At 49.9% G+C, this 12,262-nt stretch carries 8 protein-coding genes and 1 tRNA gene; 6 read left to right on the top strand and 3 right to left on the bottom strand.

The features are described from left to right. Nucleotides 1-127 precede the first annotated feature (127 nt). Both JUJ53_RS01090 and JUJ53_RS01085 read right to left on the bottom strand, forming a co-directional pair. Nucleotides 128-694 carry a hypothetical protein gene (locus JUJ53_RS01090; RefSeq protein WP_204150138.1) on the bottom strand — a complete coding sequence of 189 codons (567 nt, stop codon included), beginning with the start codon at nucleotides 692-694 and terminating at the stop codon, nucleotides 128-130. A gap of 666 nt (nucleotides 695-1,360) precedes the next feature. Further along, nucleotides 1,361-1,433: transfer RNA gene (locus tag JUJ53_RS01085), tRNA-Thr, on the bottom strand. Between the two features lie 107 nt (nucleotides 1,434-1,540). On the opposite strand from JUJ53_RS01085, the gene JUJ53_RS01080 reads away from it, so the two are divergent. Beyond that, nucleotides 1,541-1,720, top strand: coding sequence for a hypothetical protein (locus tag JUJ53_RS01080; protein ID WP_204150137.1), 180 nt, complete (start codon nucleotides 1,541-1,543; stop codon nucleotides 1,718-1,720). A 24-nt stretch (nucleotides 1,721-1,744) separates the two neighbouring features. Here the strand turns inward: JUJ53_RS01080 and JUJ53_RS01075 are convergent, their stop codons facing one another. Then, nucleotides 1,745-2,284 (bottom strand): phycobiliprotein lyase, encoded by a 540-nt coding sequence (locus tag JUJ53_RS01075; RefSeq protein WP_204150136.1) that lies wholly within the window; start codon nucleotides 2,282-2,284, stop codon nucleotides 1,745-1,747. A 356-nt stretch (nucleotides 2,285-2,640) separates the two neighbouring features. Here JUJ53_RS01075 and JUJ53_RS01070 point away from each other — a divergent pair, with 356 nt between their 5' ends. The 5 genes from JUJ53_RS01070 (at nucleotide 2,641) to JUJ53_RS01050 (ending at nucleotide 11,978) form a co-directional block, all read left to right on the top strand. Then, the gene (locus JUJ53_RS01070) at nucleotides 2,641-2,778 is read left to right on the top strand and encodes a hypothetical protein (RefSeq protein ID WP_204150135.1); all 138 of its coding nucleotides are present in this window, start codon (nucleotides 2,641-2,643) and stop codon (nucleotides 2,776-2,778) included. A 110-nt stretch (nucleotides 2,779-2,888) separates the two neighbouring features. Further along, nucleotides 2,889-5,261 (top strand): DUF3488 and DUF4129 domain-containing transglutaminase family protein, encoded by a 2,373-nt coding sequence (locus JUJ53_RS01065; protein WP_204150134.1) that lies wholly within the window; start codon nucleotides 2,889-2,891, stop codon nucleotides 5,259-5,261. Nucleotides 5,262-5,433: 172 nt separating this feature from the next. Beyond that, nucleotides 5,434-7,809 carry a PAS domain-containing protein gene (locus JUJ53_RS01060; RefSeq protein WP_204150133.1) on the top strand — a complete coding sequence of 792 codons (2,376 nt, stop codon included), beginning with the start codon at nucleotides 5,434-5,436 and terminating at the stop codon, nucleotides 7,807-7,809. After that, on the top strand, nucleotides 7,806-8,228 hold the full coding sequence (locus JUJ53_RS01055) for a response regulator (protein ID WP_204150132.1): 423 nt from the start codon (nucleotides 7,806-7,808) through the stop codon (nucleotides 8,226-8,228). The genes JUJ53_RS01060 and JUJ53_RS01055 overlap by 4 nt, the downstream gene beginning before the upstream one ends. 3 nt (nucleotides 8,229-8,231) lie before the next feature. Continuing rightward, a complete protein-coding gene (locus JUJ53_RS01050) occupies nucleotides 8,232-11,978 on the top strand; it encodes a PAS domain S-box protein (protein ID WP_204150131.1) in 3,747 nt (1,248 codons plus the stop codon). Nucleotides 11,979-12,262 lie beyond the last annotated feature (284 nt).

Here is a 12,262-nt window from a genome sequence, read left to right as displayed (position 1 = left end):
AGATGCTCATACGGCTTATGAATCAATTTCGAGGAGTGCCTGCTACGACGCTACGAGAGTTTTCTTCTGCCTAGAGTCATTGAAGAGCGATAAGTATAAATAATTGGCAAGCCAGGTTGAACTTTAATTAATAATCCAGGTCAATCTTAATTTGCTCTGATGAGATTAAAGCTCCTACTGGCAAAGTGTTACCTTCATAGGTAATATCGACTCGAATTGTGTAAACACTGCTCCCATCAATGTTCTGACCTCCATCATCTATGTTTTCATGAATTAGAAAATCAAACCTTGTACCTGCAACTGAAGATGGAGACACAGCTCTGATTCTGCCATTACCAAAGTCGACCCACAGCAGTACCTTGTGAGCACTGCTAAGATTATCAATGTTCACCTCTACTCTTCTTAAAGGAGACGTTTTGAATTCTTCTTGTAACTCTCTAGGGATAATAAAACCCAATGCAACAGATTTTTCATTCATGAAAAGTTGGTAGCCATCAAATAAATAAGAGTAATTTTTTTCATTACTCTGAACTTGTGAGCCGCTACGATCACTTTCTGTACATTGCATAGAGTTTAGCTTAGCACTCCCTGGAACTGGAATATTTGCATAAGAAGTTGCAAAGAAGGTTGCCAAAGCAGTTCCAATTAGCGAACCCCAGTAAACAGAGCTGTTAGGAGCGATAGTAAACAACATGAAAACCTCACAAGATAAACATATAAACTATATGCGAGAACATAAGACTCACACCTTGTTGGTTTGAGTATAGTCAGGTTGAATAATTAGTTCTTCAAGATGGACAAGACTATTCCAGAAAATAACCTGTAAATCGAAAGAGCAGCCGAAGAAGTGCAGAAGGAGCACTACATTAGACTTAATCGGACTTAGGAGAAACAATCAATTCTTAGACCGAAACCAATCGATCTTATGGCTATTACATCTATTTGGATAACGAGCAACTAATTACCGACAAGGTCTATTAAATGCTATGGACTGGCAATCTTGTAATTCATGTGTACTGTATTAAGCAAATCAACATAAAGAGTTTCTTACGAGAGCAAATAGTTTACATGTACTAATTTTGTTTGTTCGATAGACTTCATTAAACCAAGAATATAATCTGTCTATACCTAGACTGAAATTGATTGATGCTGTATTTTCTATAACCGCTTGCAGAATATCTTAGCAATTGACAATGTGTGAGTGAGAACCCTGGCTCATAATGATGATGCGATTGCCTGTGCATAGCATATTAGTACTGATACAGTGACAACCATTATTTAGTTCTCCTGTACTATCAAGATGCCGTATTCACGAGAATATGCCCTCTGAGTTTTTTGAGTCTCAGAGGGCTGACTTATAAGCTGGTGACAAGACTCGAACTTGCGACCGGCTGATTACAAATCAGCTGCTCTACCAACTGAGCTACACCAGCATTCCGACAACAATAATAACAAATTCTTAGCACAATCCAGCGATCGCTTCCATCAACCCTTAAAATCTCTAACACCGTTACCCATAGCGATAAACGGAGGAGAACCTATGTCCAGCCCAAACGAGCAAAGCTGCCCAGTCTGCGGCGTCAAGATTGTCTCGATGATTGGGGGCGATCGCGTCTTGTTTTCCGTGGGGCCGCCGGGCACGAGGGCGGTGCTGTGGCAGCGGGTTTGTAAATACACCAGCAAGCCGGGATGCATCAACCTAGATGGGTCAGCGCGCTAGGTTCATGCACCCCAAGGGCGATCGCTAGCCGATGCGGCGCTCTAGGTATTGACCAATCATCTGCTGTTCGCCCGCCCGAGAGATGATCGTTTGGCGGGTGCGATACTGCTGCCCAATCAGCTTCAGCTCCTCCTCAAAGACCGAGTCGTTGTACTCAGTGCGCAGGCAGAGGGTGGTGGGATGGTTGAAGTAGAACTGGGCGGTGACGGGATGGGGCGTAGCAAAGCCGCGATCGCGATAGAGGGTATCACCTTGCACGCCAAACAGGGTTGTACCCTTAGATTTTTTGCGCCCAGTGGTGGCATCGGTACTAGTCCAGGTCACCTCTGCCCCGCAGGTTAGCTTGAGGCGATCGCCCTCTGGATGGAGTTGGGCCAGGTGCAGCAGTTCTGAACAACCCGCCGTCAAGAAGCGGACTGTAATCATACTGACCATTTCTTTCACATCGCCATCGGGCAGGGTGTAGTAGCGGCGCTCTGAACGCCATTGCCCAGCCGATTGTTGGAAAAAGCTAGCAATTAGTGATTCACCCGTAGCTTGTGTGGTTTGTAGTGATAGGGTCACTCAAATACTCCCGTCAAATCAGTAACAGTGGACTAGACAAGCTGGCGTGAGGAACGTCTAATCAAGGAATCCCACTCATCTCTATCCTGCATTTCTGCTCTCAACTGTTCGCTATGCAACATTTCTGTGGGTAAACGCAGAAACATTTAAGCATTGGCGCTTTAAGTCAAGTCATCCTCAATATTTCGTAACTTTACACAAGTTAACACTTTTGGGCGCATGGGGTGGGCTTTGTGACGGAGTATTGCCGCAATCCAAACATTCCGTTAAGTCTGCTATGGGAATCATTTAGGAGTGTTACACCTGATGTATGGCAAGGTGTTTAGGCCAGATTGAGCTGTGTAAGGAGATGTCCTATGACCGACCAAAATCGTGGAATTATGAAATTTGATCAGGCAGACAGTGGAGTGGCGATCGCCCTATCCTCGGTCATTATCTTGGGTGCTATTGCGACACTGGTGGTTTGGGCCATTCAATCTGCCTACCTGCCGTAAACTCAACTGCCTGGGTGGGTGTTTTGGGTCTGGGTGGCTACACTGGGCTATAGAGTGCGATCGCCTCTTGGAATCGCCTGTCCTTCGCCACTGAGTTTGACTGAGTTTGTATGACCCGTCCCATCGCAACGGCTCCCGCTAACGCACCCGCCCAAGACGCTTCGAGACTAGAACAATGGATTCGGCGATCGCCCTTTGGGGCCCTTTGGGAACGCCTCGCCGCTTTGCCCCGCCCGCGGCCGGAAGAATCGATTCCGCTGCGGGTTTTGGTGCAGGCGATGGTGACGGTGGGTATTTTGGCGACCGATGTGGCGGCGGCGGATGTGGCCAATCCGCTGTGGATCAGCGCCTGGGCCATTCCTGCCAGTATCGTGGGGGCTTGGTGGAGCTGGCGGCAGCGGCATAAGCGCAACACCTCGACTCAGTTTAGTATTGCGATCGCCATGCTCCTGGCTCTGGCCATCTTTTTGTTCAACATTGCTCGGGGGCAGGTAGATACGCGCCTAGCCCTAGCAGAACTGTTGATCCATCTACAGGTGCTGCATAGTTTTGACCAACCTCGGCGCAAAGACTTGGGCTATTCCATGATCATTGGCCTGATTCTGATCGGCGTGGCGGGCACGATTAGCCAAACCCTAGCCTTTGCGCCGCTGCTGCTGATTTTTGTAGCGATCGCTCTGCCGGTGATGGTGTTGGACTATCGTTCCCAGTTGGGGCTCACCAGCCGCCGCCTGAAAACCCTGACCCTGAACTTTTCCCTGCGCCGCTGGAGCACCTTAGTATTGGTCGTGGTTGGGCTGGGTCTGGCGATTTTTGCCGCATTACCGCGCTTTCCGGGATACCAACTGCGCACCTTTCCGGTCAGTTCTCCCATTCAGTTTGAAGGACAGTTTGACGGTCAGACGATTACCAATCCTGGCTACGTGCGCGAGGGGGTTGATGGTGATGGCACGGGAGCCGGTAGCGGCGACAATTTGGATGGCCCTGGTGAACTGGATAGCGATTTTTACTACGGGTTCAATACCCGCATGAACCAAAATCTGCGGGGTAGCTTAGAGAGCCAAGTGGTGATGCGGGTGCGATCGCAAGCGCCGGGTTTTTGGCGAGTGCTGTCCTTTGACCACTACACCGGTCAGGGCTGGGAGGTGTCTCGTAATGACGAAGAAGATATCCAAATTCTGCGGCGACCGTCCTGGAGCTATCGGTTTATCATGCCGCCGACCTTCAGAGCCCTAACCTCTGCCACCAGCCGAGAGGTGGTGCAGTCCTACACGGTGGTGAGTGAGTTGCCGAACTTAATTCCCACGATGTATTCCGCTCGCCATGTTTATTTTCCCACGCGGGAAATTGCGGTGGATGCGGAGAACAGCTTGCGATCGCCGGTGGGCTTGAGTGAAGGGTTGACCTATACGGTGGTGTCAGACGTACCCTATCGCGATCGCACCCGTCTACAGCAAGCCTCCACCGACTATCCCAACCGCATTCGCAATCACTATCTTGAAGTACCGGAAGCGATCGCCCCCGAGCTGCGCACGTTGACCCAGGACATTTTAGACAGCGCCCCCTCGCCGATCACCTCGCCCTATGAGCAGGCGCTCTATCTATCCCAATACCTCAAGCAAAACTATACGATCCAGCCAGATGTACCCTTTTTAGAAGAGGGCGAAGATCTAGCCGAAGCTTTCTTGTTTGACCACAGCGGCGGCTATCCCGATCACTTTTCCACGGTCTTGACCCTGATGCTGCGGTCGATTGACATACCGGCTCGGCTCACAGTGGGGTTCAATCCGGGTGAATTTAATCCCTTCACCGGCTTTTATGTGGTGCGCAACACCGATGCCCATGCGATCACCGAAATCTACACCGAATATGGCTGGTTTGGCTTCAACCCCATTCCTGGCTATGAGCTCATCCCTCCCTCAGTGGAGCAAACGGAAACCTTCAGCGTCTTGCAGCAGCTTTGGCAATGGGTGGCCGGCTGGCTGCCGTCGCCGGTGACCGGCTTCATCAATACCGCGATGGATGCGATCGCCAACTTTTTTAACCGCATCATCGGCTTCTTCGCCGGCCTCTTTAGCCGAGGCTGGGCAGGAACACTGCTGGCTCTGGTGATCCTCACCGGTCTCGGATTTTTGGGCTGGCTAGGTTGGTCGGGGCTACGCTCCTGGCGCTATCAGCAATGGGTGCGCGGACTGCCGCCCATGGAAGCTATGTACCAACAGATGTTGCGAGTCTTGGCAGAGCAAGGCTTTCCCAAACCACCCGCCCAAACGCCGCTGGAATATGCTCGGCTGGCCCAAGCCCATCACCCCGAGCCCCGAGCCACGGCCATTCAAGCCATTTCCGATGCCTATGTGCAATGGCGCTACGGTCGGCGGGATCCCAATGTGTCGCAGGTACAGCAATGGCTAAAAACCATCCAAACGCGGCAACGGCGAGCCCGTCCGGCCAGCACAGTTGGAGTACGTCAAGAGTCGAGATAAAGCCTAGGGTTCATCAGGAAGCTGTAGATGCTACCTAGATGGGGTGATAATTTGTGAGCAAAACTAGCAATCTCCGGGATTGCACGAGGCAAGAATTTTGCTAGTCTCTGGGAGACTGATTGGCCTTAACTTTAAATAAGCCATTCAGGCTAGCCCCTTTTCTCAAGCTTCTATGCCTACTCCTTTAGCTACGTTCACCGCTGCCCAGCGCCAAGCAGCGATCGCTTGTCCACCGATTGCGATCGCTGCTGACGTCACCGTTCAGGAGGCGATCGCGACCATGAGTATGGCGTTATCCCAGCCGCCTGTTGATGGTCAAGATAGACGATACCAAGATGCGCGGGCAAGCTGCTTACTGGTTGTTGACCATGGGCAATTACTCGGTAGCTTTAGCGACCGAGATGTGGTTCACCTCGTGGCTACTCAGCCCTCCGCCTTGAGAACCCTGATCCGCGACGTGATCACGGAACCCCAATGGTTGCGCTACTCAGACTTAACGGATTTGACCGTTGCCGAAACCCAGCTTCAGCAGTCCGGCGATCGCCATGTCTGGGTCGTGGATGATGCGGGACAGGCGATCGGCGTGATCACCCATGACACCCTCCAGGCTGCCCTAAAACTTACGCCCCAAGCGATCTCAGTTCCCCTAACCCAGACCGCAGATCTCCAAGAGCCTGAATACCTTCGCTATCACTTGGCGCTTCTCGAACATATTCTCGACACCGTTTTAGCCGGCTATTGGGACTGGGATCTGGTGAATAACCAGGAATATTGGAGTCGGGGCTGCAAAAAGATGTTGGGCTATGAAGACTATGAACTGACGGCGGCCGAGAGTTGGAAGACCATCATCTTTCCTGATGACCTGCCCCTTGTTTTTGAAGCCTTTCAGCGTCATCTTGAAAGCCAAGGAGACATTCCTTTTCAGGTTGAAGTGCGCTATCGTCACAAAGATGGCTCCACGGTGTGGATTTTTTGCTCAGGACAGATTATTGAATGGAGTAATCCAACAACACCTCGTCGGATGCTCGGCTGCCATGTCAATATTACTCAACGCAAATTGACTGAAGAGCAGCTTCAGAAGAATAAAGAAGAGCTGGAGCAGTTCTTCAGCGTTGCCCTAGATCTACTGTGTATTGCAGATAATGATGGGAAATTCTGTCGTGTAAATCAGTCTTGGAACGTTGCTCTAGGCTATGAGGCCGATGAGCTAGAGGGGCGGTCATGTCTAGACTTCTTACATCCCGATGATTTGGAGATCACGATTCAAGCGATCGCTGATCTTAAGCAACAAAAGATGGTGCGTGGCCTGGTAAATCGCTATCGCTGCAAAGATGGTAGCTATCGTTATCTAGAGTGGTACGCCCAGTCCTACGATGATCTGCTCTACTGTGCTGCCCATGATATTACCGAACGGCAGCAGGTAGAAGAACAGTTACGCAAGAGTGATGCCCACCTACAAGCTGCTCAACGCATTGCTAAACTAGGCAGTTGGGAGTTTGATATCAAAACAGAGGTGATCTACTGGTCGGACGAAGTGTTTCGGATCTTTGGCCGAGATCCAGCGGCAGGTATGCCAAGCTTTGATGAATTACAAATGCTTTATCATCCTGAGGATCAGCTCCATCATAACCAAACCGTTCAGCGCGGTCTTGAAACAGGACAGCCCTACGATTTGGAATGCCGAGCCTATCGCCCAGATGGCACCTTGGTCTATATTCAAGCCAGAGGAGAACCGGTTTTTGATAGCACAGGACAGCTTATGCAATTGGTGGGTACGATCTTGGACATTACCGATCGCAAGCAGGCTGAGCTGACGTTGCAGCAAACAACCGCTCAACTAGCAGCCTCCAATCAAGAACTCGAAGCCTTTGCCTATTCCGTATCCCACGATTTGCGATCGCCCCTACGTGCCATTGATGGCTTCAGTCGAGCGTTAATCGAAGACTATGGGGAGTATTTAGATGATCAAGGGCGAGACTATTTTGATCGCATTCGGCGTAATATTCAACGTATGGGGATGCTGATTGATGACCTGCTGCGGTTATCTCGGGTTTCTCGATCAGAGATGCACTATGTTACGGTCAACTTGAGTACTTTAGTGTTAGAACAGGTGAGTGAGCTGCAGGTGTCTGAACCAAACCGACAGGTTGACGTCGTGGTAGCTCCAGACGTGCTTGTTTCTGCTGATGCGACCCTGATGCGCGTCGTCATCAGTAACCTCCTACAAAATGCCTGGAAGTTTACCAGCCACCATCCCACTGCCCGCATTGAGTTTGGTACCACCCAAGTGAATGGACAACTCACCTATTTTGTCCAAGATGATGGAGCTGGTTTTGATATGGCCTATGCCAATATGCTGTTTGGCGTGTTTCAACGATTGCACAATACCCATGAATTTCCCGGCACAGGCATTGGCTTAGCTACGGTTCAGCGTGCCATCCACCGCCATGGCGGGCGGGTTTGGGCAGAGGGGCAGGTTGATCAAGGCGCAACCATTTATTTCACATTACCCTTCACACCCATCACCACCGAGGGGCATAGATCATGACATATCTCCGCGCTATTCTTCTGGTTGAAGACAATCCCGATGATGAGCGATTGACGATTCGGGCCCTGCGGCGCAGCAATATTACCAACGATATCGTCGTAGCCCACAATGGTGAAGAAGCCATACAGCTACTAGCTACCATCGAGCCATTACCCTGTGTGGTGCTTCTTGATCTGAAATTACCTAAGATCGATGGGCTAGAGGTGCTGCGACAGATTCGAGGCAGCGATCGCACCCGTCTTTTAGCCGTGGTGGTGCTCACATCATCTAGTGAAGACCGCGATATTGTAGAAAGCTATAGCCTAGGGGCTAATAGCTATGTACGGAAGCCTGTTGAGTTTGATCAGTTTAACGAGGCAATACGGCAATTGGGGCTGTATTGGGCACTGATCAATGAACAATTACCAGGAGGGTTGTAGTCCATGGGAGACGCTCTATCTGCACTCATCGTTGAAGATTCAGAAGATGATGCTCTATTGGTATTATTGTCCCTACAAGCAGGTGGTTTCACCGTCATTTGGGAACGAGTACAAACTGCAGAAGAGTTGACTGCTGCGCTGGAGCGACAAGCCTGGGATGTGGTCATTTCAGACTACCGCTTGCCTAGATTTAGTGCGCCTAAAGCCCTAGGCATCATTAAGCAGACCCATCGAGACATGCCATTTATTGTGGTATCTGGAACGATTGGCGATACGGCGGCGGTCGAACTCATGAAGGCCGGGGCTCATGATTATCTCATGAAAGATAATTTAGTGCGCTTGCCGGAAGCCGTGCGCCGCGAACTGCGAGAAGCTCAAGTTCGTTTAGATAATCGAGAAACCATGACAGCCCTGGACTTTGCCCAGGAGCGCTTGCAGCTAGCTCTTGAGGGTTCGGGGATTGGTCTATGGGATTGGTCGGTGCAAACGGGGGATGTCACGCTGAATGAGCGTTGGGCAGAGATGGTGGGCTATCGTTTGGAGGAGATAGTGCCGCTCAGTATCCAAACCTGGTCAGACCACGTTCACCCAGATGACCTGCCTTTGGCCCAGCAACTAGTTGATTCCCATCTTCGGCGCGACAGTCCCCAGTATCGTTGCGAACTGCGCATGCACCATCGAGATGGGTCTTGGATATGGGTCTTAGATCAGGGCAAGGTGGTGGAATGGGACGAAGATAACCAACCCGTGCGCATGATTGGTACGCAGATGGACATTACCGATCGCAAGCAAGCGGAACTGCGGCTAGCGCTGCAAAGTTCAATTTTGGAGCGCATTGCCAAGTCTGATCCCCTGCCAGATATTTTAGATGCCTTGGTTCGCGGTATCGAAAAGCAGTTGGGCGATGGTTTTTGTTCAGTGTTGATTTGTGATGGCGAGGGTCAATTGCTCCACGGGGCCGCACCAAATTTACCATCATCCTATAATCAAGCCATCCATCGTGTGAGCATTGCTGAGGGGGTGGGTTCCTGTGGCACGGCGGCGGCTCGCCGGGACGTAGTGATTGTGACTGACATTGCTACAGATCCCCTCTGGCAAGACTTTCGGGAGTTAGCGTTATCCCATGGACTGCATTCCTGCTGGTCAGCACCAGCGATCGCTAGTACTGGAGAGGTGTTGGCTACCTTTGCCGTGTATTATCGTGACTGTCGCCATCCGCGCTTTCAGGAATTAGAGATCATTAACTTAGCTACAGATATTCTAAAAATTGCCATCGAACAAGCACGGGCGGCTCAAGTTCTGTCCCAACTCAATCAAGAGCTAGAAGATCGCGTTAGCCATCGCACCCGGGCATTAAAGAAAAGTGAGGCCAAACTCCAAGCGATTCTAGACTTTGCCCCGGCAGCGATTTATGTTAAGGATCTTGATGGGCGGCATACCTTAGTTAATCAAGCCTTTCTGAAAACGTTTGACTGCACTGTAGATGAAATTATTGGCTGTACGAATCAAGAGTTCTTTGAGCCTGAGGTGGCCCAGCAATTAGATAGTAATGACCAGGCCGTTCTGTCTGACGGTCATTTTCAACAGTACGAAGAAGCTATTCAGGTGGGCGACACACTGTACACCCTGCTGTCTAATAAGTTTCTCCTTTTTGATCAAGATAATACACCCTATGCTATCTGTGGGATTTCCACGGATGTTAGTGAGCGCAAGGCAACTCAAGAGGCTCTGCGCCAAAAGGAAAATAGACTTCAACGGATTGCTACTAATGCTCCTGGTGCCATTTATCAATATATCTTACGGAATGATGGATCTCATAATTTTATCTACATGAGCGATCGAGCCCAGGATATCTTCGAGCTAGATACGGCCACGATACAACAGGATGCCGACACGGTATTCTCTATGATCTACTCTGAGGACATAACCCCATTACAGCAGTCGATTGCCATATCAGCTAAGACGCTTAAATCTTGGTCATGGGAAGGACGTTTCGTCACGCCGTCAGGACGCATGAAGTGGCTGCAGGGGATTGCGCAGCCGGAGCGCCAGCCTAATGGTGACATTCTCTGGGATGGCTTGATTCTAGACATTAGCGATCGCAAGCGAGCCGAGGAGCTGCTTCAGGAAAGCGAGGAAAAATATCGTAACTTGGTTGAGAATGCCAATGATATTATTTATATTTTGTCTCTAGATGGTGTTTTCACCTACGTTTCTCCCAATTGGACAGAGATATTAGGGCATGATGTTGAGGACGTGGTTCATCAATCCTTTGTGCCGTTTGTTCATCCCGATGACGTATCTAGATGCATGGCGTTTTTACATCACATGATTGAGACGGGCATGAAGCAGAGCGGCGTTGAATATCGTGTACGCCACAAGAATGGTGAGTGGCGTTGGCATACGTCTAATGCGGCTCCCCAGCGCGATCGGCAGGGAAACATCATATCTTGCTTAGGCATTGCCCATGATATTACAGACCGCAAGCAAGCAGAGGAGTTGCTCCAATGCAGTAATGATGAATTAGCCCGTGCCACCCGGATGAAAGATGAATTCTTGGCCAATATGAGCCATGAACTCCGTACACCGCTGAATGCCATTCTGGGTATGTCTGAAGGGCTGCAAGAGCAAGTCTTTGGTTCTATTAATGAAAAACAGCGAAAAGCGATCGCAACCGTGGAACGTAGCGGCCGTCATCTCTTGGAGTTGATCAATGATATTTTAGACTTATCTAAGATCGAAGCAGGACATCTTGAGCTAGATCTGAGGGATGTATCGGTAAAAACACTGTGTAACACAAGCCTTACCTTTGTAAAGCAGCTAGCTCTCCATAAACAGATTGAGCTGATAGCAGAGATCCCTCACGAGCTTGAACGTATGAAGATTCAGGTTGACGATCGCCGTATGCGTCAAGTCTTAATTAACCTACTCAGCAATGCCGTTAAGTTTACCCCTGATGGTGGTCGAGTCCAGCTAACTGTTGCTGTCGAGGCGTCACCCAGTTGCGCTCAGGCAGCCGTTGATGCTGGCTATCACATTTGCTTCTCGATCATCGACAATGGCATTGGCATTGCCCAAGAACATCTCAGCCGGCTCTGTGAATCGTTTATGCAAATTGATAGCAGCTTGAGCCGTCAGTATGCTGGCACAGGTTTGGGGCTGGCTATTGTGAAACAGCTTGTTGAGCTGCATGGAGGGCAGATGAGTATTGTAAGCGAGGTGGGACAAGGGAGTTGCTTTACGGTGAAGCTGCCTTGCAGCAAGCCTGATGAGGGTTTGCACAGGTATCCGAAAGGTGCTTCAAACAATAGCTCAGGTGCTCCATCAGACAGTTCAAAGCCGGATACCGTCGAGCAGCCGTTGATTTTAATTGTAGAAGATAATGAAGCTAATATCTTAACGCTATCCAGCTATCTCACGGCGAAGCGCTATCAATTGCTGTTGGCTAGAAATGGACAGGAGGCGATCGCTCTTCTCCAATCTACCCAGCCGGATCTAATCGTCATGGATGTACAAATGCCGGTGATGGATGGATTGGAAGCTATCTATCATATCCGGCAAGATCATCGATTTACCCATACGCCCATCGTTGCGCTCACCGCTTTAGCCATGACCGGCGATCGCGATCGCTGTTTAGAAGCAGGGGCCAATGACTACCTAACGAAGCCAGTGCGGCTGAAGCAGCTAACGACTACTATCCAGAAACTGCTACAGGCATCTCGGGAATCGGAGGTGCGATCGCCGTTGTGAGCCATATCACAGGCGCAACTGATGATCGTCATCTCAGGATGGGAAAACGTGCAATCATCATTGTGAGTTATGTCACTGTCGTAACTAATGGCTAAGAACTATATTGGTCTATGGTAATCTATTGTCATGCAGATCTTATAACAAGAAACGTTGTGTTCCATTCATCGTATTTATAGGGTGCGTGTTTGTAGGATGCTTATAGACTCTGGCATAGATGCGCTAAAGCGATCGCAGCGTATTATCTCATGAGACAATGCGTTATACTATACCTGACATACCTGCAG

Source organism: Leptolyngbya sp. CCY15150, from assembly GCF_016888135.1.
Classification (GTDB): domain Bacteria; phylum Cyanobacteriota; class Cyanobacteriia; order RECH01; family RECH01; genus RECH01.
Note: the sequence above shows the minus strand (reverse complement) of the source record. Positions and strands in the feature narration are given on the sequence as shown.